The organism is Streptomyces sp. NPDC091387 (genome assembly GCF_044756945.1).
In the GTDB taxonomy this organism is placed as follows: domain Bacteria; phylum Actinomycetota; class Actinomycetes; order Streptomycetales; family Streptomycetaceae; genus Streptomyces.
In genome coordinates this window covers 184,045-205,475 of sequence record NZ_JBIVTZ010000012.1, presented here as the reverse complement: position 1 = coordinate 205,475, position 21,431 = coordinate 184,045, and the positions used below count along the sequence as shown (strand labels likewise).

Annotated in this window: 19 protein-coding genes and 1 pseudogene; 11 read left to right on the top strand and 9 right to left on the bottom strand. The window is 70.9% G+C overall.

The window, feature by feature from the left end; translation table 11 throughout:
- Positions 1-59: 59 nt before the first annotated feature.
- From ACIQM0_RS25475 to ACIQM0_RS25455, 5 genes and pseudogenes are all read right to left on the bottom strand, one after another.
- Positions 60-449, bottom strand: a pseudogene (locus ACIQM0_RS25475) (DNA cytosine methyltransferase); the annotation flags it as partial.
- A 125-nt stretch (positions 450-574) separates the two neighbouring features.
- Entirely contained in the window at positions 575-1,435 is an 861-nt protein-coding gene (locus tag ACIQM0_RS25470) for a protein spdB (RefSeq protein WP_401290603.1), read from the bottom strand.
- A complete protein-coding gene (locus ACIQM0_RS25465; RefSeq protein ID WP_401290601.1) occupies positions 1,432-1,698 on the bottom strand; it encodes a DUF6284 family protein in 267 nt (88 codons plus the stop codon). The genes ACIQM0_RS25470 and ACIQM0_RS25465 overlap by 4 nt, the downstream gene beginning before the upstream one ends.
- Before the next feature lie 159 nt (positions 1,699-1,857).
- Positions 1,858-2,037: a hypothetical protein gene (locus ACIQM0_RS25460; protein WP_401290598.1), complete on the bottom strand. Its 180-nt coding sequence runs from the start codon at positions 2,035-2,037 to the stop codon at positions 1,858-1,860.
- Between the two features lie 105 nt (positions 2,038-2,142).
- Positions 2,143-2,526 (bottom strand): ATPase, encoded by a 384-nt coding sequence (locus tag ACIQM0_RS25455; RefSeq protein WP_401290595.1) that lies wholly within the window; start codon positions 2,524-2,526, stop codon positions 2,143-2,145.
- Positions 2,527-3,113: 587 nt separating this feature from the next.
- Between ACIQM0_RS25455 and ACIQM0_RS25450 the strand changes: the two genes are divergently transcribed.
- Positions 3,114-4,247, top strand: a complete 1,134-nt coding sequence (locus ACIQM0_RS25450) for an XRE family transcriptional regulator (RefSeq protein ID WP_401290593.1) — start codon at positions 3,114-3,116, stop codon at positions 4,245-4,247.
- Here the strand turns inward: ACIQM0_RS25450 and ACIQM0_RS25445 are convergent.
- On the bottom strand, positions 4,231-5,007 hold the full coding sequence (locus ACIQM0_RS25445; RefSeq protein WP_401290590.1) for an NUDIX domain-containing protein: 777 nt from the start codon (positions 5,005-5,007) through the stop codon (positions 4,231-4,233). The genes ACIQM0_RS25450 and ACIQM0_RS25445 overlap by 17 nt on opposite strands.
- Positions 5,008-5,262: 255 nt before the next feature.
- The gene (locus ACIQM0_RS25440) at positions 5,263-7,041 is read right to left on the bottom strand and encodes a dolichyl-phosphate-mannose--protein mannosyltransferase (protein ID WP_401290587.1); all 1,779 of its coding nucleotides are present in this window, start codon (positions 7,039-7,041) and stop codon (positions 5,263-5,265) included.
- A gap of 53 nt (positions 7,042-7,094) precedes the next feature.
- Between ACIQM0_RS25440 and rsmI the strand changes: the two genes are divergently transcribed.
- The 5 genes from rsmI to ACIQM0_RS25415 all read left to right on the top strand — a co-directional run bounded on the left by rsmI (position 7,095) and on the right by ACIQM0_RS25415 (position 11,332).
- Entirely contained in the window at positions 7,095-7,988 is an 894-nt protein-coding gene (gene rsmI, locus ACIQM0_RS25435) for a 16S rRNA (cytidine(1402)-2'-O)-methyltransferase (RefSeq protein WP_401290584.1), read from the top strand.
- A gap of 160 nt (positions 7,989-8,148) precedes the next feature.
- Positions 8,149-8,532: a hypothetical protein gene (locus ACIQM0_RS25430; RefSeq protein ID WP_401290581.1), complete on the top strand. Its 384-nt coding sequence runs from the start codon at positions 8,149-8,151 to the stop codon at positions 8,530-8,532.
- 33 nt (positions 8,533-8,565) lie between these two features.
- Positions 8,566-9,432, top strand: a complete 867-nt coding sequence (locus ACIQM0_RS25425; protein WP_401290578.1) for a TatD family hydrolase — start codon at positions 8,566-8,568, stop codon at positions 9,430-9,432.
- A gap of 89 nt (positions 9,433-9,521) precedes the next feature.
- Complete coding sequence (gene rsmA, locus ACIQM0_RS25420) at positions 9,522-10,442, top strand: 16S rRNA (adenine(1518)-N(6)/adenine(1519)-N(6))-dimethyltransferase RsmA (protein ID WP_401290575.1); 921 nt, start codon at positions 9,522-9,524, stop codon at positions 10,440-10,442.
- The gene (locus tag ACIQM0_RS25415; RefSeq protein WP_401290572.1) at positions 10,439-11,332 is read left to right on the top strand and encodes a 4-(cytidine 5'-diphospho)-2-C-methyl-D-erythritol kinase; all 894 of its coding nucleotides are present in this window, start codon (positions 10,439-10,441) and stop codon (positions 11,330-11,332) included. Before rsmA ends, ACIQM0_RS25415 begins: the two co-directional genes overlap by 4 nt.
- Positions 11,333-11,392: 60 nt before the next feature.
- Here the strand turns inward: ACIQM0_RS25415 and ACIQM0_RS25410 are convergent, their stop codons facing one another.
- Positions 11,393-12,043, bottom strand: coding sequence for a lipoprotein (locus ACIQM0_RS25410; protein WP_401290570.1), 651 nt, complete (start codon positions 12,041-12,043; stop codon positions 11,393-11,395).
- 195 nt (positions 12,044-12,238) lie between these two features.
- Here ACIQM0_RS25410 and ACIQM0_RS25405 point away from each other — a divergent pair, with 195 nt between their 5' ends.
- The 5 genes from ACIQM0_RS25405 to ACIQM0_RS25385 all read left to right on the top strand — a co-directional run bounded on the left by ACIQM0_RS25405 (position 12,239) and on the right by ACIQM0_RS25385 (position 21,087).
- The gene (locus ACIQM0_RS25405; RefSeq protein ID WP_401290567.1) at positions 12,239-14,062 is read left to right on the top strand and encodes an ABC-F family ATP-binding cassette domain-containing protein; all 1,824 of its coding nucleotides are present in this window, start codon (positions 12,239-12,241) and stop codon (positions 14,060-14,062) included.
- 164 nt (positions 14,063-14,226) lie between these two features.
- Complete coding sequence (locus ACIQM0_RS25400; protein ID WP_401290564.1) at positions 14,227-16,008, top strand: PQQ-binding-like beta-propeller repeat protein; 1,782 nt, start codon at positions 14,227-14,229, stop codon at positions 16,006-16,008.
- Positions 16,009-16,291: 283 nt separating this feature from the next.
- Complete coding sequence (locus tag ACIQM0_RS25395; protein ID WP_401290561.1) at positions 16,292-18,181, top strand: PQQ-binding-like beta-propeller repeat protein; 1,890 nt, start codon at positions 16,292-16,294, stop codon at positions 18,179-18,181.
- 112 nt (positions 18,182-18,293) lie between these two features.
- Positions 18,294-20,180: a PQQ-binding-like beta-propeller repeat protein gene (locus ACIQM0_RS25390; protein WP_401290559.1), complete on the top strand. Its 1,887-nt coding sequence runs from the start codon at positions 18,294-18,296 to the stop codon at positions 20,178-20,180.
- Positions 20,181-20,391: 211 nt separating this feature from the next.
- On the top strand, positions 20,392-21,087 hold the full coding sequence (locus tag ACIQM0_RS25385; protein WP_401290556.1) for a response regulator transcription factor: 696 nt from the start codon (positions 20,392-20,394) through the stop codon (positions 21,085-21,087).
- A 41-nt stretch (positions 21,088-21,128) separates the two neighbouring features.
- Here the strand turns inward: ACIQM0_RS25385 and ACIQM0_RS25380 are convergent, their stop codons facing one another.
- Positions 21,129-21,422, bottom strand: coding sequence for a hypothetical protein (locus ACIQM0_RS25380; protein ID WP_401290553.1), 294 nt, complete (start codon positions 21,420-21,422; stop codon positions 21,129-21,131).
- Positions 21,423-21,431: the final 9 nt, after the last annotated feature.

Here is a 21,431-nt window from a genome sequence, read left to right as displayed (position 1 = left end):
TTGCGGTCGGAGTCTTGAGCAACGGCGAGGATGAAGAGGCGGCGGCGGGGGTGGGGAGCGCCGGCCTCCGACGCGCGAACAGTGCACCACTCCGCATCGAACCCGAGCTCGGCAAGGTCACGGAGGACGATGTCGAATCCGAGTCGAAGGTGGCCGCCGACGTTCTCAAAGATCGCGACTTGGGGTCGTAGAAGCCCAAGGGCACGGGCAATCCACGGCCAGATGTGACGCTCATCAGCGGTTCCTTTCCGCTTGCCGGCACTGCTGAAGGGCTGGCAGGGGTAGCCGCCGCAGAAGATGTCGACCGGTTCGACGGCCGACCAGTCCACGGCGGTCAGGTCACCCAGGTTCGGGACGTTCGGCCAGTGGTGGGCGAGTACCGCGTTCGCCCCGGGATCGATGTCCGACACCCACGCCGTGGTGCCGCCGAACACGGCCTCCACGGCCATGTCGAGTCCCCGGTAGCCGGAGCAGACGGAGCCGATCCGAGGGCCCACGGCCGCGGCAAGCTGGCCGGCGAGCACGGGAGTCGGCGGACGGTCGAGGAGACGGCGAGCCTGGTTCAGCCGGTCCATCAGGCGACCCGCTTCCACGCGCCCCGGAGTCGGACCTCCGATGCGGAGTAGCCAGCGGCTCGGAACCGGGTCGCCATCTCCCGGTAGGAGAGGGCGGGTGTCTCGCTGTGGCGGATGCGGTCGACCACAGCGTCCAGCGCCTCATCGGTGAGTGCACCGGCCGACTCCAGCTCGAACGCCGATACGGGCTCGGTGGGGCCCCAGACGGGGAGTTCCCAGCGGGGTGTGACGCCGGGTGTGACGCGGGTCGTCACGCTGGTCAGCGCCCGTCCGGTGCCCTCACCCTCGCGGGCTTTCTCCAGCGTCGACCAGGCCCGGGAGAGGGTGTTGGCGGTCGTGGCCTGGACGTGTGCGACGCGGGCCCCGGCCTGCGTCACGGCCGTCAGCCGGGTCTCTTCCGTGGCGGCTTCCGACCGGAGGCGGGCGCGGGCCACGGCGGCTTCGTCGCGGGCTTCCTGCTGGATGCCCTGGATCGCGTCCAGCGCCTCACCGGTGAGCGCGGTCCGCTCCCACAGCCCGTGAACCAACCACAATGCCTTGGCCGCGATGGGCAGCCAGGCGACAGCCAGCCACGCGCCGGTGGACTCCTCGGCGGTGAGGGCGTGGGTGATCAGGACCCCGGTTGCGATCAGTCCGAAGGACCAGCCGACGGCTGTGACCGGGGTGGAGTGGTCGCCCTGCGCGGCGAGGCGGCGTTCGTAGGCGAGGGTGGCCAGCCACCCGCCGTCGATCCCGAGACCGACGACCAGGGCGACCGGCCACGGCATCGCCGCGCCGAGCCACATCACGACCACGGCCAGAGTGAGCACCATGGACACCGCCGTCATCGCGACGGCAGGCAGAACGGTCTTGGCGTTCACGCCGCGCCGCCCGTCAGGGGCGTCGTGGCGCGGTTGGTGACGTCCCGGCGGGCCGCCATGACCCGGTTACGGGCCCGACGAATACGCCGTACGTCCAGCTCGTTGACCGGCCGGTCGATGCGCATGATCAGTGCGTCCAGCAACTCGGCCTCCGCCCGGATGAGCGGCATCTCCACCTCGATCGCGTCCAGCTCAGCAGCCGACGGCTCGAAGTCGAGCGAGGCGGCCGTAACAGTGGCTTGAAGTGCAGCGATGGGGATCATGAGTCGTTCTCTCCCTAGTAGCGGGGGCGGCTCGAACAGCACCCCCGGAGTTCCCGCTCCGGGGGTGCGCGCCGTTGTGTGGGAAACCACCCGGGTGGGTGGGAGTGCCCCGGCAGGGAGTCGAACCCGGCCTGCGACCATCGGGGCTGTTGGGCGGGGTCAGAGCTCGCCGCGTCGCTCCAGCTCGCGGGCAATGTCGTTCTGGTCGGACACGGTCCCGATGGGGTCCCCTCCCCCGGCTCGCTCCCGGTTGATCAGCCCGTACTCGTTGCGCAGGTCGTCGCTGGTGCGGCCAGTCATCTCGGAGGCAGCGGGGGAAGGGCTCGGGCGGAATCGCATGTCGATCTCCTCATTGAGTGATGTGGGTCGTGCGTGCCCCGGGCCGGATTCGATCCGGCGCCTCACGGCACCCGCGATGGGGGTCCCGGGGCTGGAGTGGTGGAGTCAGCGCTGGACGACGGGGCGGTGCAGGTCCCGGTGGGTGACCGAGACCCGGTAGCCCTCGGCGCGCAGCCGCTCGGCGAGGACTCCGGCGAAGGTCGGGGCGCGGTGACGGCCGCCGGCGCATCCGTCGGCCACGGTCACCGCCCCGGCGCTGGGACCGGAGGCGAACGCGGCCACCGCCGTCGCTGCGGCGTCGACCAGTGCTGTGATACCGGGCGTGTTCAGCACCGCCTTGCGGACCGGCTCGTCATCGGCGGTCATGTTCCGCAGCTCCGGGCTGACGTGCGGGTCACGGAAGTGGTGACGCAGGTCGATCGTCAGGTGAGCGGCGGGCGGCGCACTGTGCAGGTAGCCGAACGAAACGATCTCGATCTCAACGTTCATCAGGACTCCCAAGCGGTGAGGAAGGGGTGTTCCGGCTCCCCTCAACCCCGCCCGTACAGCCCGAAGAGAGGCCGGACGGGCGGGGGAGGCAACCGGCCGCAGCGGTCATGCGTGCTGCGGTGAGGCTGAGCAGAACGGGTTTCGGTTCTCGTGTTCGCTACGGCGCTGCTCGTTCCGGGGAGGTCCGAAATCCCGGAAGTTGTCGCAGTTTCGAAGGTGTGCTGTAGCGGTTCTTTAGAGCCGATGGCGTGTCCCCCATCTGGGGTGTGGGGCCCGCGTTGCTGCGCGGGCCCGTTCTCGATCGGCTGGTCTCCACTCGCCTCGGCCGGAACGGTCACGGCCGCTGTACTGCGGTGGATCACGCTGTGGAGTTGTTCTGTGTACGCGCCGGGCGGCCCCCTTTCGGGGGCTCATCTGGTGCGCACCAATAGATAACCATCTGGTGCGCACCAGATGCAACCCCTTCGATGTGGTCGCTGTCTGCGTGCATCTTCAGAGAACGGCCAAAGAGGGGTGTCCCGGTAGTCAACTCGGGTTAATGTCGGTGGGGTTAACCAGCTCTCACCTGCGGCTTTAAGGGAGGCGGCGTGACAACAGGGCTAAGGGCGGCCAGGAAAGCGCGAGGATGGTCGCAGGAGAAACTCATCTACGAGATGCGGCGATTCGCGGAACAGCGACTCCTCGACATCGCCGCGCCGGCGAGCCTCAAGGTCTACATCTCGGAGTGGGAGAACGGCCGCCGCGCCGTTACGGACCGATACGCGGCGCTCCTCCGGCCGCTGCTAGGCATCACGGATGCCGAACTTCGGGGCGACGTCGGGCAGGCGCTTCCATCGGTGGGTGGTTATGAGGAGCTGCTGAGCCGGATCGACTCAGCGAGCAGCGTTAGCGAGTCCATGGTTGGGTCGTTCCTCGATCAGACCGAGTTGTTGCGCACGATGGACCGGCAGATGGGAGCGGCCGGACTGGTCGATCAGGTGAACGGGCATCTGACGGCAATGGAGGATGCGTTGACCTTCGCTGTCCTCCCAGGTGCGAGGCGCCCTATCGCTGCTGCCCTTGCCGGAGCGTCTACTCTCGCCGCCTGGCAGGCGCTGGACGCCGGTGCTGTCGAGCGGGCTTGGCGGCGGTACGAGCTGGCGAAGAAGGCGGCGCAGGAGGCTGACTCCCCGCTGTACCTGGCTCATGCGATGGGGGAGCAGGCTTACGTACTGGCCGATGCAGGCCGCCCGCTGCTCGCGATCGAGCTGGTGCGAGATGCGCAGAAGACACAGGCTGAGCGCCAGTCCCCGAGGCTTCGCGCCTGGCTCGCTGCCACTGAGGCAGAGCTGTGCGCCTCCGTAGGTGCGGACATGGCGTCGGAGGCGCGTGCGGCTCTGGAGCGGGCAGACACGTTGCTGCCGGACGGCGGTGAGGCGCGCGACCCGGACATGCTGAGCATCTTCCTCAACACTGGCCATCTCATGCGCTGGCGCGGAAACGTGCTGGCCAAACTCGGCGACGAATCGGCTATGGATGAGCTGTACGCCTGGTTGGACAGCGCCGACCCATCATTCGTGCGGGCCAGTTCTGGCGTGCATTGCGACCTCACGCAGGCCCACCTTGCCCGAGGCGAGCTGGATCAGGCTAGAGGCCACCTTCAGAGGGCAAGGCTGGCGGCGAACCGCACGGGGTCCGTGCGGTATCGCCGGCGTGTGGAGCTGCTTACTGGGAGGCTGTAGGTCGCGAGGAGAGGAGGTGAAGAAGGGCGACGATCGTTCCTGATCCCATCAGCTTCCCCTCGCTCATCAGGCCGGGAATCTCATCCAACGGCACCCAGGCAACGTGACCGGCTTCCTCGGCGTCGGTGGGTTCTCCGACGTGGGTGGCGCCTCTCGCTACGAAGATTTCGTGCGGCGAATCAACCATGCCGATCATCGGCTGGTAGGTGACCACATGTTCGACCTTGGTTGGACGCCAGCCGGTTTCTTCCACCGTTTCACGTACTGCTGTGGCAGCCGGGTCCTCCCCCTCGTCCACGATGCCGCCGGGAAGCTCCCAGCCCCATTGCTGCGGTACGAAGCGATACCGCCACAACATGAGCACTCGGCTTTGGTCGTCGACTACGGCAGTGATCGCGACGTGGTGAAGCCGGACGACGTGGTGTTCGAAGCGCCCGACACCGGGCGGCTCGACGTCGACCAGGTCGAGGTTGACCCACTGGTTGTCATAGATGCGACGACTTCCGTGGATCTGCCACGCCGGCAGGTCGCTCGGCGTCGGCACACCCTCACCGCCAGACACGCGGTAAGCGCTTCGGTCATGCGCCTTGATGAAGCGTTCGTTCGCGAGTCGCGCCAGTGCCTGCCTGAGGGCCGTACGGCCAATATCTAGCTCGGAACTCAGCGTGCGTTCCGAGGGCAGCTTGTCGCCGGGGGCGTACCTGCCCGACTCGATCCAGGATCGGATCGTCTCGTAGACCCTCTGTGTCTTGGGTCCCATCCTCGGCGCACACCCCCGGATCGTCGGCTGATGTCCGCCAGCGTAACGGGGGAGGTGCACTGATGACTCAGTCATGCGCGTCTCTCACTTCCGTGTGTGCCCAGCATGTGACGTGCGGGCGATCCTTCCCCGCACTCGCGGTTCCCAGTGGGCCGTCTGTGGGCCGTCAACGGACGACCGGTGACAACCAACAGCCACCACTAACGACCACGACGGGCCCGGCATCACCAGATGCCGGGCCCGTCGTCCTCGCAGCTAAATCCAGGTGTCCAGCCACATCCGGTCGCGCCAGGAATTCTCCGGAATGGGGGACCCGGTATACAGCGGCCAGAAATAGATGAAGTTCCAGACGATCAGCAGGACCAGCACGCCCGCCGCGACCGCCCCCACCGTCCGGCGCCGTTCGTTCGTCGGGTCACCGGTCGCCAGGCCCAGTTCGTGTCTCGCCCCGGTACCCGCCGCCGGCCCCAGCATCGCGCCGATCATCATCGCCACCGCGAGGCACAGGAACGGCACGAACACGACCGCGTAGAAGAGGAAGATGGTGCGTTCCTGGTACAGGAACCACGGCACCCACCCCGCGGCCACCCCGCAGGCGATGGCGCCCGCCCGCCAGTCGCGGCGGAAGAGCCAGCGCCACAGCACGTACAGCAGCGCGAAGCACGCGGCCCACCACAGCAGCGGTGTGCCGATGGCCAGCACCTCGCGGGCGCACTTGCCGGTCTCCGACGCGGCGCAGCCGTTCTGCTCCTCGTAGAAGTAGGAGACCGGCCGGCCCAGCACGATCCAGCTCCACGGATTGGACTGGTAGGTGTGACCGGACGTCAGGTTCACATGGAACTCGTAGACCTGGTACTCGTAGTGCCACAGGCTGCGCAGCCAGTCCGGGAGCCACGTCCAGCTGCCGCCCCTGCCGTCGGTCGCCGCCCAGTCCCGGTAGTAGCCGTGCCGGGCGGGGGAGTTGTGGATGATCCAGCCGGTCCACGAGGCGACGTAGGTCAGGATCGCCACCGGCACCGTGGAGACGAACGCCGGGACCAGGTCCCGCTTCAGCACCGCCGCGTACGGGCGCATCGCACCCGCCGTACGCCGCGCGCCCACGTCCCACAGGACCGTCATCAGGCCGAACGCGACCAGGATGTACAGCCCGTTCCACTTGGTGGCGAAGGCCAGGCCGAGCATGAGTCCGGCCGCGATCCGCCACGGCCGCCAGCCGAGCCGCAGCCGCTCCGCGACCGCGACGTCCGGCCGCAGCACCCCCTCCGCGTCGACCGGCAGCGCGGCCGCGAGCCGGCGCCGCGCCCAGTCCCGGTCGATCAGCAGACAGCCGAACGAGGCCAGCACGAAGAACATCAGCACCAGGTCGAGCAGCGCGGTGCGGCTCATCACGAAGTGCAGCCCGTCCACCGCGAGCAGCGCGCCCGCCAGACAGCCCAGGAACGTCGAGCGGAAGAGCCTGCGGCCGATCCGGCACAGCATCAGCACCGACAGCGTGCCGAGCACCGCGACCATGAACCGCCAGCCGAACGGGGTGAAGCCGAAGACCTGCTCACCGATCCCGATGATCCACTTGCCGACCGGCGGGTGCACCACATAGCCGGGGTCGATCGGGATGCTCACCTTGGACGGGTCGTCCAGGATCAGCTTGTCGACGTCCTTGGGCCAGGCCCCCTCGTACCCCTGGTTGATCAGCGCCCAGGAGTCCTTGGCGTAGTACGTCTCGTCGAATATCACCGCGTGCGGGCTGCCCAGGTTCCAGAACCGCAGCACCCCGGCGACCAGCGTCACCAGCAGCGGACCGCCCCACGCCGACCAGCGCAACAGCCGGTCCGCCCACACCGGGGGCACCCCGAGCACCGCCCACAACCGGCTCCCGGGGCGGGTGTACGGCGGAACCAGCCGTTCCCGCAGCCCGATCCCGGGCCGCGGTGAATGACCGAAGCGGCGCAGCCGCTGCTGCCAGGAAGTCGGCTCCGGGCCGTACTGATCCCCGGCGTCTTGGCCCTGCCGGGCATCGGGCGCTGTACTCGTCACCGCGCCATCGTAGGGAACGCATCTGTGCGAGTGCTGCCGCCCGTGCTGGGAGGATGGACGTTGTGACGGACACGACTGGAACGCTGGTACTCGCAGGGACCCCCATCGGCGATGTGGCGGACGCCCCGCCACGCCTCGCCACCGAACTGGAGACGGCGGACGTCGTCGCCGCCGAGGACACCCGCCGGCTGCGCCGGCTGACCCAGGCGCTGGGCATCCACACCACGGGGCGTGTCGTCTCCTATTTCGAGGGCAACGAGTCCGCCCGTACGCCGGAACTCGTCGAGGCGCTGACCGGCGGCGCCCGGGTGCTGCTGGTCACGGACGCCGGGATGCCGTCGGTCTCCGACCCCGGCTACCGGCTCGTCGCCGCCGCCGTGGAGCAGGGCATCAAGGTCACCGCGGTGCCCGGCCCCTCCGCCGTGCTCACCGCGCTCGCCCTGTCCGGGCTGCCGGTGGACCGGTTCTGTTTCGAGGGCTTCCTGCCGCGCAAGGGCGGCGAACGCCTCGGCAAGCTCCGCGAGGTCGCCGACGAACGCCGCACCATGGTCTTCTTCGAGGCCCCGCACCGGCTCGACGACACCCTGGCCGCGATGGCCGAGGTGTTCGGCGCGGACCGGCGCGCCGCCGTCTGCCGGGAGCTGACCAAGACGTACGAGGAAGTGAAGCGCGGCCCGCTGGGCGAGCTCGCCGTCTGGGCGGCCGAAGGCGTACGCGGTGAGATCACCGTCGTCGTCGAGGGCGCGGCCGACTCCGCGGAGGAACTGGACGCCGGGGAGCTGGTGCGCAGGGTGCAGGTGCGCGAGGAGGCGGGGGAGCGGCGCAAGGAGGCGATCGCCGCCGTCGCCGCCGCGGCCGGGCTGCCCAAGCGCGAGGTGTTCGACGCGGTCGTGGCAGCAAAGAATGCTGCTCGTACCGGCCCCCAGGAAGGCAAAGGACTATCGTGAAAGGCAAAGCGAAAGCCCCGTACCGGCCCCTTTTGCCACGAGAAGGCCAAGACCGCTCCAACACTCGACAGGGCCCGGTGCGCTTCTGCCGGTAAAGGCGTCCACTGGATATCAGGACGCATTCTCCGGGGTGCTTGTCCGGCGGACAAGAGGAGCAGGCATGAGTGAGATCGCAGCAACAACCGTGCACGAGGCGTATGCCTTCGCCTGCATGAGGTGCGGACACGGCTGGGAACAGGCCTACGAAATAGAGCACCACGTCGACGCCTCCCACAACGCTTTCGTGGTCTACAAGGCGGACGGCGAACGAGTGCCCTCCCCCCTTTCCACGCCCACCTGCGCCAACTGCGGCGGGCACGTCGTACGGATCATGCGGGCCGGCCGGGTCTCGACGGTTCAGCAGCTGCTCCAGAACCGCCGCCCCGCCGACGCCGCGGCCGACGTCCGTGAACGGAAGGCAGAGGCCGTGGCCGCCACCGCCGCTCCGGCCGGGGAGCACCACTGGCACCTCGCCGACCTGCTGCATCCCTTCCACCGCAAGTGAGCCACCGGCCACGGTCCTCGTACGATCGTGGCCATGAGCCGTACCGAAGCCCCGCCGCTGCCCGAACCCCTCCGGGTACCGGTCGCCGATTCGCACACCCACCTGGACATGCAGGACGGCACCGTGGAGGAGGGCCTCGCCAGGGCCGCCGCGGTGAACGTGACGACCGTGATCCAGGTGGGCTGCGACGTGAAGGGCTCGCACTGGGCCGCCGAGACCGCCGCCGCGCACCCGAGCGTGTACGCGGCGGTGGCCCTGCACCCCAACGAGGCGCCGCGCATCGTGCACGGGGACCCGGACGGGTGGTCGCGGCAGGGGGCGCGCGAGGCGGGCGGTACGGCCGCTCTCCACGAGGCCCTCGCCGAGATCGACGCACTGGCCGCGCTGGACCACGTACGGGGCGTCGGCGAGACCGGACTCGACTACTTCCGGACCGGCCCCGAGGGCATGGCGGCCCAGGAGGAGTCCTTCCGGGCCCACATCGAGATCGCCAAGCGGCACGGCAAGGCGCTCGTCATCCACGACCGCGAGGCGCACGCCGATGTGCTGCGCGTCCTGGCCGACGCGGGCGCCCCCGAGCGGACCGTCTTCCACTGCTACTCCGGCGACGCGGACATGGCCCGGATCTGCGCGGACGCCGGGTACTTCATGTCCTTCGCGGGCAACATGACCTTCAAGAACGCCCAGCCCCTGCGCGACGCGCTGGCCGTCGCGCCCACCGAACTGGTCCTGGTCGAGACGGACGCACCCTTCCTGACCCCCGCCCCGTACCGCGGACGGCCCAACGCGCCGTACCTGATCCCCGTCACGCTGCGCGCCATGGCGGCGGTGAAGGGCATCGACGAGGACACCCTGGCCTCGGCGATCGTCGACAACACGGCGCGCGCGTTCGACTACTGACCCGGCCGTCCGCGACGCCGGACGGCCGCACCGCACGGGCGGGGCCGGGGGCGAGATCCGGTGCCGCCCGGCGGCCGTAGGCTTGACGGGTGAGCACCACAGAGCCCGACGCCCTCCTGGGCCCCGCAGACATCCGCGAGCTGGCCGCTGCGCTGGGCGTACGCCCCACCAAGCAGCGCGGCCAGAACTTCGTCATCGACGCCAACACGGTCCGGCGGATCGTGCGGACCGCGGAAGTCCGCCCCGACGACGTCGTGGTCGAGGTCGGCCCCGGTCTCGGTTCGCTGACCCTGGCACTGCTGGAGGCGGCCGACCGGGTCGTCGCCGTCGAGATCGACGACGTGCTCGCGGGCGCCCTGCCGGCCACGGTCACCGCCCGGATGCCGGAGCGCGCGGACCGGTTCACCCTCGTCCACTCGGACGCGATGCAGGTACGGGAACTGCCGGGCCCGCCGCCGACCGCGCTCGTCGCCAACCTCCCGTACAACGTCGCCGTGCCCGTCCTGCTCACCATGCTCGACCGCTTCCCGACCATCGAGCGGACCCTCGTCATGGTCCAGGCCGAGGTCGCCGACCGGCTGGCCGCGCGGCCGGGCAACAAGGTCTACGGAGTGCCGTCGGTGAAGGCCAACTGGTACACGGACGTCAAGCGCGCCGGCTCCATCGGCCGCAAAGTCTTCTGGCCCGCCCCGAACGTCGACTCGGGACTGGTGTCCCTGGTGCGCCGGGCCGAGCCGGTCGCGACCACGGCGACCAAGGCCGAGGTCTTCGCGGTCGTCGACGCCGCCTTCGCCCAGCGCCGCAAGACCCTGCGCGCGGCCCTGTCCGGCTGGGCGGGCTCCGCGCCCGCCGCGGAAGCCGCCCTGGTCGCGGCCGGGATCTCGCCGCAGGCCCGCGGCGAGGCACTGACCGTCGAGGAGTTCGCCGCCATCGCCGAGAACAAGCCCGCCGGGAACGAGCCCGCCGGGGACCTTCCGGCCGCCGACGAGCCCGCCGGGAGTGCCGAGTGAGCGTCACCGTCCGGGTACCGGCCAAGGTCAACGTCCAGCTCGCGGTCGGCGCCGCGCGCCCCGACGGCTTCCACGACCTGGCCAACGTCTTCCTCGCCGTCGGCCTCTACGACGAGGTCACCGTCACCCCGGCCGACGAGCTGCGCGTCACCTGCTCGGGACCGGACGCCGCCCAGGTCCCGCTGGACGCCACCAACCTCGCCGCCCGCGCCGCGCTCGCCCTGGCCGGGCGGTACGGCATCGACCCCCGGGTGCACATCCACATCGACAAGGACATCCCGGTCGCGGGCGGAATGGCGGGCGGCAGCGCCGACGGGGCCGGCGCCCTGCTGGCCTGCGACGCGCTCTGGTCCACCGGCGCCACCCGCGACGAGCTCCTGGCCCTCTGCGCGGAGCTGGGCAGCGACGTCCCGTTCAGCCTGGTCGGCGGCGCGGCCCTCGGGGTGGGACGCGGCGAGCAGCTGACCCCGGTCGAGGTCGGCGGCACCTTCCACTGGGTCTTCGCGGTCGCCGACGGCGGCCTGTCCACCCCGGCCGTGTACCGAGAGTTCGACCGGCTCACGGCGGGGACACCGGTGCCGGAGCCGGCCGCGTCCGGCGCGCTCCTGGCCGCCCTGCGGTCCGGGGACACCGCCGCCCTCGCCACCGCCCTGAGCAACGGCCTCCAGCCCGCGGCGCTGTCCCTGCGGCCCTCGCTGGCCGACACCCTGGCGGCGGGCACCACCGCGGGTGCGGCGGCCGCGCTGGTCTCCGGTTCCGGGCCGACCACGGCGTTCCTGGCCGAGGACGAGGCGTCCGCACGCAAGGTCGCCGACGCGCTGATGGCCTCGGGGACGTGCCGCGACGCCCGGATCGCCACGTCCCCGGCGCCGGGCGCCACCCTCCGCTGACCGGGGGCGCCGCGGAGGCCGGAGCGGCGGGCTCGGCCGAGGGCCCCCGCCCGGCCCGGTTCAGCCGAGCCGCAGGCTCCGCTTCGCCAGCTCGTACGCGGGCAGCATGGCCCGGTGCTCCTGGGAGTCCAGCCCGCCCAGGTGCACCACGACGGGCCCGTCCGGGGTGGCGACGGCGAAGGCCCGTGCCTCGCGCGACTCCTCCATGACCTTGCTGTGGACGGTGTAGGCGACCTCGGTCACCGCGAGCTTGCCGACCGTGCTCCGGGTGTACGCTGTCTTCGACGCGTTCTCGTCGGCCGCCACGAAGCCCTCCAGCACCTGGCGCGGAGTGCCGCCCTCGCCGTCGCCCTGCCACACCCGCAGGAACCCGAGGTGCCCGGCGGGCTTCGCGTCGATCTCGCAGACCATGGAGACCGGGCCCTGCGTGCCCAGGGCGGCGGCCACGGACGAGTCGGCGTCGACGGCGACCGCCCGCGCCTTCCACCGCTTCGCCACGTCGAAGGTGACACGCAGCTCGCACCCGGAACCGGCGCCCCCGACCGTGCCCCCCTTGGCCGCCGCCGTCTTCCCGGCGGCGGTCCCGGCCGTCGCTCCACCGCCCGGTGACGCCTCCGCCCCGGCGCCCGCGTCCGACTCCGTCGAACATCCGGCCAGCGCTCCCGCGACCAGCAGTACGGGGACGAGCCCTCGAACCGTACGACCCACCATGAAGTTCCCCACCCCGGCGAAATCCTGGGCCCGACCCCCCGGGCCTTGGTCATTTCGGGCAAGGTACCGCACGCACGAGCCCTGCGGAGCCGGTCCCCGACCCGCCCCCGCACGGGTGAGCGGGCGCTCGTACGGAGCTCCGCACCATGGCGACTACGCTGAAGGTTCAGTGTTTTCCTTCGAGCTGGAGCGTACGTGGCCGTCAACCTCGTCAATGTCGAGCAGGTCAGCAAGGTGTACGGCACCCGTGCGCTGCTCGACGGTGTGTCCCTCGGCGTGTCCGAGGGGGACCGGATCGGTGTCGTCGGTCGTAACGGAGACGGCAAGACGACCCTCATCCGGATGCTCGCCAAGCTGGAGGACGCGGACACCGGCCGCGTCACCCACAACGGCGGGCTGCGTCTCGGTGTCCTGACCCAGCACGACTCGCTCGACCCGCGGGCCACGGTCCGCCACGAGGTCATCGGCGACCTGGCCGACCACGAGTGGGCGGGCAGCGCCAAGATCCGCGACGTGCTGACCGGGCTCTTCGGCGGCCTCGACCTGCCCGGCTTCGAGCACGGCCTGGACACCGTCATCGCCCCGCTCTCCGGCGGCGAGCGCCGCCGGATCGCGCTCGCGAAGCTGCTCATCGCCGAACAGGACCTGATCGTCCTCGACGAGCCGACCAACCACCTCGACGTCGAGGGGATCTCCTGGCTGGCCGGCCACCTGCGCGCCCGCCGCTCGGCGCTGGTCTGCGTCACCCACGACCGGTGGTTCCTCGACCAGGTCTGCACGCGCATGTGGGACGTCCAGCGCGGCACGGTCCACGAGTACGAGGGCGGCTACAGCGACTACGTCTTCGCCCGCGCCGAACGGGAGCGGATCGCCGCCACCGAAGAGGGCAAGCGGCAGAACCTGATGCGCAAGGAGCTGGCCTGGCTGCGGCGCGGCGCCCCCGCCCGTACGTCCAAGCCGCGCTACCGCATCGAGGCGGCCAACGAGCTGATCGCCGACGTGCCGCCGCCCCGCGACACCAGCGCGCTGATGAAGTTCGCCAACGCCCGGCTCGGCAAGACCGTCTTCGACCTGGAGGACGTGACCGTCCAGGCCGGGCCCAAGACGCTGCTCACCCACCTCACCTGGCAGCTCGGCCCCGGCGACCGGATCGGCCTGGTCGGGGTCAACGGCGCGGGCAAGACCTCGCTGCTGCGGGCACTGGCCGTGGCCGCCCGCACCCAGGGCGAGGAGCAGCCCGCGGCAGGGAAGGTCGTCGTCGGCAAGACGGTCAAGCTGGCCTACCTCTCCCAGGAGGTCGCGGAGCTCAACCCGAACCTGCGGGTGCTCGAAGCGGTGCAGCAGGTGCGCGACCGGGTCGACCTCGGCAAGGGCCGGGAGATGACCGCGGGCCAGCTCTGCGAGCAGTTCGGGTTCACGAAGGAGAAGCAGTGGACCCCGGTCGGTGACCTGTCCGGCGGTGAGCGGCGGCGGCTCCAGATCCTGCGGCTGCTGATGGACGAGCCCAACGTCCTCTTCCTCGACGAGCCCACCAACGACCTCGACATCGAGACCCTGACCCAGCTGGAGGACCTGCTCGACGGCTGGCCCGGGTCGATGATCGTGATCTCCCATGACCGGTTCTTCATCGAGCGGACCACGGACCGGGTGCTGGCGCTCCTCGGCGACCGCTCGCTGCGGATGCTGCCGCGCGGCATCGACGAGTACCTGGAGCGCAGGCGGCAGATGGCCGCGGCGGGCACCCCCGCCGCGGTGGCTCCCACGTCGGCCTCGCAGCCCGCCGCCGCACCGGCCCCGGGCGTTTCGCCGCAGGAGGCACGCGCGGCGAAGAAGGAACTGCAGAAGGTCGAGCGGCAGCTCGACAAGATGTCGACCCGCGAGACCACGCTGCACGCCCAGATCGCCGACAACGCCACGGACTTCGAGAAGGTGGCGAAGCTGGACGCGGAGCTGCGCGAACTGGTGGCGGAGCGCGATGTGCTGGAGATGCGCTGGCTGGAACTGGCCGAGGACGCCTGACACCGCATCGGCCGTACCCCCCGTGCAACTGGCGTGGCGGGTGCGGCCGATGGGGCTGGTGTGATCTGTGGGGTCTGTGGGGCGGATGGTAGAAAGAGATCTTGCCCGGTGCGGTAGCCGGACCGCGCCACACCGCAGTGACAAAGGAACAGGGGGACGGGCCGATGAGCCAGCCGCCCGGACAGCAGCCGCCGCAGGGTGAGTTCGGAGCCCCTTACGGCCCGCCGCCCGAGACGTTCCCGCCCCCGGGCCAGGGCACGGCACAGCCGTCGGGCCCGTACGCGGCGCCGGTGCGGCCCGGCCCGTACGGACCACCCGCGCCACCCGCACAGCCCGTACCGCCCGCGCCCGGTTACGGCCAGCCGCCGCAGCCCGCACCGGGATACGGATACCCGCCGCAGCCCGGCCCGTACGGGCAGCCGCCGCAGGGTCACGGCTACCCGGGACAGCGGCCGCCGCAGCCGCCGCAGTCCGGCGGACCTCGTGGCGGGGGGCGTTTCCGCGGCCGGACCGGGGCGGTCGTCGGTGCCGTGCTCGCGGTGGCGCTCCTGGCCGGCGTCGGCATCTGGTTCGCCCTCGACGGGGACGGCGGCAGCGGGAAGCCCACGGCCGGACCGGAGTTGAGCTCCGGTCCGCCGGACTCCTCCCCCTCGCCCTCGCCGACCAAGCGGAAGAACCGGAACGACGACCAGCTCAGCCCGGACGCGGAGACCGAGGCCGTCAACGCCAAGCGCGAGCCCGGCGAGTCGAAGATGCTCTGGCTCCACGAGAGCGGCGTCGACCTGCCCGAGGGCGGCGAGGACGTGTACGGCCCGTGGATCTTCGGCGACACCGTCGTCAAGGCGATGTTCCACACCGTCACGGGCTACGACGTCAAGGACGGCAAGCTGAAGTGGAGCCTGCGGCTGCCCGCCAACGCGTGCGGGGCGCCCTCGCAGGCCACCGCCGACGGCAAGATCGTCCTGGCTGTCCGGCGCACCACCTCGGGTGACTCGGAGTGCAACGCCCTCCAGATGGTCGACCTCACGACCGGCAAGGCCGGCTGGCACAAGACGTACGTCCGCCAGGGCGTCTGGGACGGGCTCTCCGATCTCAGGATGGCGACGAACGGCGGCACCGTGACCGTCGGGCGCACCTCCAGGACCGACGCCTTCCGGGTGAGCGACGGCAAGGCGCTGTTCGGGAAACTGCCGGGCAACTGCCAGCCGTTCGGGTTCGCCAGCGGCGACGTGGCCATCGCGGCGGCGAGCTGCCAGACCGCCGCGGACGACCACAAGGAACACCAGGTGCAGCGGATCGACCCCGTCACCGGCAAGAGGCTGTGGACGTACAAGGTCAAGAAGGGCTGGCAGGTCGCGCAGATCTACTCCGTCGACCCGCTGGTGATCTCGCTCAAGCAGCCGGACAAGTGGGGCATCCTCGTGCTCAACGCCGACGGCACCTACCGCACCCAGCTCTCCGGCGGACCGGGCGACTACGCGGTCTCGTGCGACACGGACGTGATCGTCCAGGGTCCCAACCTCGACAACTGCCTCGGGGCGGCCGCCGGTGCGGACACCTTCTACATGGCGACCAAGCCCGTCGACATCAAGACCGGTGACGGCAACAAGGTCGCCGCCTTCGACCTGACCACCGGCAAGCACAAGTGGACGGTCTCCTCCCCGGCCGCGCAGTCCCTCACCCCGATGCGGACGGAGGGCGGCAAGCTGCTGATGTACCTCGCGCCGAGCAAGGGCAAGGGCGGCGGCATCGCCTCGATCCCGCCCACCGGCGGGAAGTGGGAGATGGTGGCGCGGCACCCGGCCTCGGGAGCGGCCGTCGAGCGCGAGTTCTTCCAGCCGCGCGTCGTCTACGCGGACGGACGCACCGTCATCGGGAAGTCGAGGATCAGCGGTACGGACGACGAGGAGATCAGGGCGCGGTCGATGGTGGCTTTCGGCAGCTAGGCCGGCAGCCGGTCCGGCAGCCGGGACGGTGGCGGCCCGTGGCGTAACGGCGGCATCACGGGCCGGTTCTCCCTTGGGAACAGGCGTGGACCGAACCGGGGCCCGCGCTGGGGTGGGTGGTACAAAGAAGCCCCGCTCGACTGTCGTAACACTGCGGGATCCATGCCCGATTCGCTCCATTTCGCCGGAGATTCAGGGGGTCTTGTCCGACTCCTCGAACTCCCCGGCGGAATCGCGGGGGAGTCCGGAACGGGCACCGGACCGCACGAAGGGGGACGCGCTGATGACCCAGCCGCCCAGCCAGCAACCGCCGCAGGGAGGCTTCGGCGCTCCGCAGGAGCCGCCGCAGGGGGTACCTCAGCCGCCCCAGGGCGCGCCGCAGACGCCGCCGCCGCCCGCGCAGCCGCCCCAGGCACCGGCGACCCCGCCGGGTCCGCCGTCCGCGCAGCCCGGCTACGGCTACCCGCAGCAGCCGGGCCAGCCGCAGCCGCAGCAGCCCCCGTACGGCCAGCAGCAGCCCGGCCCCTACGGGCAGCCGCAGCAGCCGGGTCCGTACGGTCAGCAGCAGCCGGGCCCCTACGCCCAGCAGCCCGGTCCGTACGGCCGGCCGCAGCAGCCGGGTCCGTACGGTCAGCCGCAGCAGCCCGGTTACGGCTACCCGCAGCAGCAGTACCCCGGCGCACCCGTCGGCGGCGGTCCGGCGGGTCCCGGCGGCCGCGGCCCCTTCAAGGGGAAGCCCCTGGTGATCATCTGCGCGGCGGTCGCCGCGCTCCTGGTCGTCGGCGGCGGTGTCTACCTGGCCACGAGCGGGGGCGACGACGACAAGAAGCCCGTCGCGGAGAAGAGCGACGACGTCCAGAAGCCGTCCCCCTCGGCGTCCGTGGACGAGGGCGACGGCGACGGCACCGGACGCCAGGGCGACGACGACCTGAACGCCGGGCGCAAGGCCGGCGAGGCGAAGGTCCTCTGGCTCCAGAAGAACGACGTCGACCTCCCGCGCAACGGCGCCGACGTGTACGGCCCCTGGATAGTCGGCGACACCGTCGTCAAGGGCATGTACCGCGCCGTCTCCGGCTTCTCGGTGGCCGACGGCAAGCAGAAGTGGACGCTGAAGCTGGACACGGACATCTGCTCCGCACCGGCACAGACCACCACCGACGGCAAGATCGTCATCGCGGTGAAGAACGGCACCACCTCCAAGGCGGACTGCGCGGACCTCCAGCTGATCGACCTCAACACCGGCAAGACCGGCTGGAAGAAGTCGATCAAGAGCAGCGGCCTGTTCGACATGCTGTCGGACCTCTCCCTCGCGATCAGCGGCGACACCCTGACGGTCGGCCGCACCAACGGCTCCAACGCCTTCCGGGTGAGCGACGGCAAGGAGCTGTTCGGCAAGCGGGACGGCAACTGCCAGCCGTTCTCGTTCGCGGGCGGCACCAAGCTGATAGCCGCCACCAACTGCCGCACCGGCGACGTCGAGAACCCGCAGCACGAGGTCGAGGAGATCGACCCGGTCACCGGGAAGCCCAAGTGGACGTACAAGCCCGCGCGCGGCTGGGAGATCGACCGGTTCTACTCGGTGAGCCCGCTCATCGTCTCGCTGACCAAGGGCAGCGGCGACAGCAAGAAGTGGAGCATCCTCGCGCTCAAGGAGAACGGCTCGCTCCGCTCCCAGGTGATCAGTGACAAGGGCGACAAGTTCGCGACCGGCTGCGGCAACGCCTTCGCCATCTTCGGCAAGTCCGTCGACGGCTGCCAGGGCGTCACGGCCGACCCCAACACGCTCTACATGTCGACGCAGGACGACACCAGCGGCTCCGCCCGGACCAACAAGGTCATCGCGTTCAACCTGAACACCGGCAAGACGAAGTGGAAGGCGGACGCCCCGGCCGGCCAGACGATGCGGCCGATGCGGATGGAGGGCGGCAACCTCCTGGTCCACGTGAGTGCCAGTTACGGCAAGGGCGGCGGGATCGCCAGCCTGGCGCCGACCGGTGGCACCCCGCAGATGCTGCTCAAGCACCCGGACTCGACGTCGGAGATCGAGAGCACCTTCTACAACGAGAAGGTCCTCTACGCGGACGGCCGTTCGTTCATCGCGAGCGGGCGGGTCAGCGCCACCAACGACAAGGAAGAGCTGGAGACGAAGACCATGATGGCCTTCGGCAAGTAACGGCTCACCACGGCACCCGCAGGAACCCGGGCGGCCCGCGGACGGCGGCAGAACCGCCCGCAGCCGGCTCCGGCCCACCGACTCGCCCCCTTCTCCAGAGGTACGCAACGCCATGACGCAGCCGCCCCAGCCGCCACCCAACGAACCGTCCCAGGGCGGGTTCGGCGCACCGCAGGACCCGCCGCCCGGTGGTTTCGGCGCCCCGACGCCGCCGCCCGCCGACCCGTTCGGCAAGCCGCCGGCCACCCCGCAGACCCCGCCCCCGGGCGGATACGGCACCCCGCCGCCCGCCGGACAGCCCGCGCAGCAGCCCGGCTACGGCTACCCGCAGACGCCCCCGCAGGGCCAGCCGCCGCAGCCCGGCTACGGACTGCCGCAGGGGCAGCCGCCGCAGCCCGGCTACGGGTTCCCCCCGGGCCAGCCGCCGCAGCACGGCTACGGCTACCCGCAGCAGGGCCAGCCGCCGCAGCAGGGCTACGGGTACCCGACCACCCCGATGCAGCAGCCGTACCAGCCGCCGCAGAACGGGAACGGGCCGAAGAAGTTCTCCACCCAGGCGCAGATCATCGTGGCCGCGGTGGTCGCCGTGGTGCTGATCGTCGGCGCGGGCGTCTGGTACGCCTCCAGCGGTACGGACGGCGACAAGAAGAAGGACGAGGCGACCACCTCCTCCGGCACCGACGGCGAGAGCAAGGGCGGCGGCGGCAAGGGCCTCGGCGGCAGCGCCAAGGAGAAGGTCCCCTCGAACACCAAGGGCACGGTCGCCTTCCAGCTGCCGCAGCCCAAGGTCACCGACGTCACCACGGTCGACGGCTCGTGGCTGACCGACAAGGCGTACGTGAAGACGGGCGTCTACGAGGTCGTCGGCTACGACCCGGCCAAGGGCACCAAGCTCTGGTCGATCCCGCTGCCCGGCCAGCTCTGCGCCGCCTCCCGGCACATGACCAAGGACTTCAGGACGGCCATCGTCTTCGAGGAGGCCAAGCGGACCGCCACGAAGAAGTACCAGAGCTGCAACCAGGTGGCCGCCCTCGACCTGAACACCGGCAAGCTCATGTGGAGCAAGTCGGTGACCGCCGCCACCAGCGGCGACGCCCCCGTCCGGTTCGAGGAGGTCACCCTCAGCGGCACCACCGTCGCCGCGGCCGGCACCGACGGCGGCGCCGCCTTCGACCTGAACACCGGCGCCGAGCGCTGGAAGCCGAAGGTCAGCACCGACGGCTGCTACGACACCGGGTACGCCGGCGGCGAGGCACTCGCCGCGGTCCGCAAGTGCGGCAAGTACGACGACCCCCAGCTCATCGTCCAGGCGCTGAACCCGATCACGGGCGCCCCGCTCTCCTCGTACAAGATGCCGCCCGGTGTCGAGTACGCGAGCATCGTCTCCACCAAGCCCCTGGTCGTCGCCGCCGACGTCGGCGACACCGCGGGCGACGGCAGCGGGATCTCCGACTTCTTCTCGATCGACGCCGCCACCGGCAAGCTGATCGTCCGGATCCCGGCCGACGCCGAGAAGTACGCGGCGAACTGCCGGTCCACCGAGGTCGAGAGCTGCCAGCAGCTCGCGGTCGGCAACAACCGCGTCTACCTGCCCACCGAGGAGCACGAGGGCGGCGGCGAGTACGGCGACACCAACGAGATCGTCTCCTTCGACCTGACCACCGGCAAGCAGACCGGTGACCGGGCCGACGCGGGCGACCGCTACACGATGTTTCCGCTCCGCATGGACGGCGGCAACATCATCGCGTACAAGGAGCCCCCGTACGACAAGGGCGGCCAGGTCGTCTCCATCGACGGCAGCACCTTCAAGCAGACCGTGCTGCTGGAGAACCCCAGCGACGAGTCGGTCCGCGACGCGGAGACCAGCTTCTCCTCGGACTACGCCGAGTTCCGTTACGGCAACGGGCGGCTGTACATCTCCAAGATGACGATCAGCAAGCCGCGGGAGAGCTCGCTGGGCTACAAGGAGTACCTCGTCGTCGCCTTCGGCACCAGCTGACCGACCGTCAACACCGCACGCCGCCCTGCCGGTCGATCAGTCGACCGGCAGGGCCGGTCGTTTTCCGACCCCCAAGTGAGCCCGAATGACACACGATGCGACATTCCGCGGGCCTTCTGCCGGCTAAGGCGGGCGCGGCGTCGAACATGCGTGTAACTTGCCGGGTCTAACGGGCCGGGGGCCTGGCGTCGGTGCTCTGGGGGGTTGCTCGATGGCCGTGCGGCTGATGGTGGTCGATGACCACCGCCTGCTCGCCGAGGCGCTCGCCTCGGCACTCAAACTACGCGGTCACCGGGTCCTCGCCGCCGCCGCGCCCACCACCGGAGCGGCGGACCTGGTGGTCAGCAGGGCTCCCGAGGTCTGCCTGTTCGGCACCGCGGCGCCCGCGGAACCGGGCACCTTCGACCCGATCGTGCGGATCAGGCGCGAGCGCCCGCAGATCGCCGTGGTGGTGCTCGGACCGGTGCCGAGCCCGCTGGGGATCGCGGCCGCCTTCGCGGCGGGCGCCGCCGGCTACGTCCGTCACGACGAACGCATCGAGGGCGTCGAGCGGGCGATCACCAAGGCGCGGGCCGGTGAGGCGGCGGTCGCGCCGCAACTGCTCCAGGGCGCCTTCGCCGAGCTGCTCAACCCGCCGGTCCAGCCGGACGACGAGGGGCAGCGGCTGCTCCAGCTGCTCACCCCGCGCGAGGTCGAGGTCCTGGTCAGGGTCGCGGAGGGGGAGGGCACCCGGCTGATCGCGGCCGGTATGCGGATCGCGCCGAGCACCGCCCGTACCCATGTGCAGCGGGTGCTGATGAAGCTGGGCGTCGGCTCCCGGCTGGAGGCGGCGGCCCTCGCGGCCCGCACCGGACTGCTGGACCGGGCCGTCGTGGGCACGCGGCAGGGGCCGGACCCCGTCGGCTGACGGTGTCCGGCCCCTGCCGGTGCTGACGGCGCGGCGGCGGATCAGCTGGGCGCGTCCGTGGGGTCAGGGACGTCGGCCGGCGGCTGGGCCGGGCGCAGCTTCAGCCAGACCAGGAAGAACAGTCCGAGCGCCAGCATGGCGAGACCGGTCCACAGGTTGATGTGGACGCCCTCTGCCTTCTTCAGGTCCGCGTCGGACGGGTTGATCCCGGCGATGGTGACGATGACTCCGTAGACCACGAAGAGACCGCCGATGATCCGCCTGATGTCGAAGAGGCGGGCCGCTGTCGCGGACTTCTTCTCCAGGTCGGAGACTTCCTTGTGCGGTTCGGACATGGTGAGTTA

What these genes read in the sequence shown, in the direction of transcription:
- ACIQM0_RS25425 (WP_401290578.1), top strand. Translation starts at nt 8,566, where the DNA reads ATGAGCCGTACCGAAGCCCCGCCGCTGCCCGAACCCCTCCGGGTACCG.
- ACIQM0_RS25410 (WP_401290570.1), bottom strand. Translation starts at nt 12,043, where the DNA reads ATGGTGGGTCGTACGGTTCGAGGGCTCGTCCCCGTACTGCTGGTCGCG.
- ACIQM0_RS25430 (WP_401290581.1), top strand. Translation starts at nt 8,149, where the DNA reads ATGAGTGAGATCGCAGCAACAACCGTGCACGAGGCGTATGCCTTCGCC.
- ACIQM0_RS25460 (WP_401290598.1), bottom strand. Translation starts at nt 2,037, where the DNA reads ATGCGATTCCGCCCGAGCCCTTCCCCCGCTGCCTCCGAGATGACTGGC.
- ACIQM0_RS25400 (WP_401290564.1), top strand. Translation starts at nt 14,227, where the DNA reads ATGAGCCAGCCGCCCGGACAGCAGCCGCCGCAGGGTGAGTTCGGAGCC.
- ACIQM0_RS25380 (WP_401290553.1), bottom strand. Translation starts at nt 21,422, where the DNA reads ATGTCCGAACCGCACAAGGAAGTCTCCGACCTGGAGAAGAAGTCCGCG.
- ACIQM0_RS25455 (WP_401290595.1), bottom strand. Translation starts at nt 2,526, where the DNA reads ATGAACGTTGAGATCGAGATCGTTTCGTTCGGCTACCTGCACAGTGCG.
- ACIQM0_RS25395 (WP_401290561.1), top strand. Translation starts at nt 16,292, where the DNA reads ATGACCCAGCCGCCCAGCCAGCAACCGCCGCAGGGAGGCTTCGGCGCT.
- ACIQM0_RS25465 (WP_401290601.1), bottom strand. Translation starts at nt 1,698, where the DNA reads ATGATCCCCATCGCTGCACTTCAAGCCACTGTTACGGCCGCCTCGCTC.
- ACIQM0_RS25385 (WP_401290556.1), top strand. Translation starts at nt 20,392, where the DNA reads ATGGCCGTGCGGCTGATGGTGGTCGATGACCACCGCCTGCTCGCCGAG.
- ACIQM0_RS25445 (WP_401290590.1), bottom strand. Translation starts at nt 5,007, where the DNA reads ATGGGACCCAAGACACAGAGGGTCTACGAGACGATCCGATCCTGGATC.
- rsmI (WP_401290584.1), top strand. Translation starts at nt 7,095, where the DNA reads ATGGACGTTGTGACGGACACGACTGGAACGCTGGTACTCGCAGGGACC.
- ACIQM0_RS25390 (WP_401290559.1), top strand. Translation starts at nt 18,294, where the DNA reads ATGACGCAGCCGCCCCAGCCGCCACCCAACGAACCGTCCCAGGGCGGG.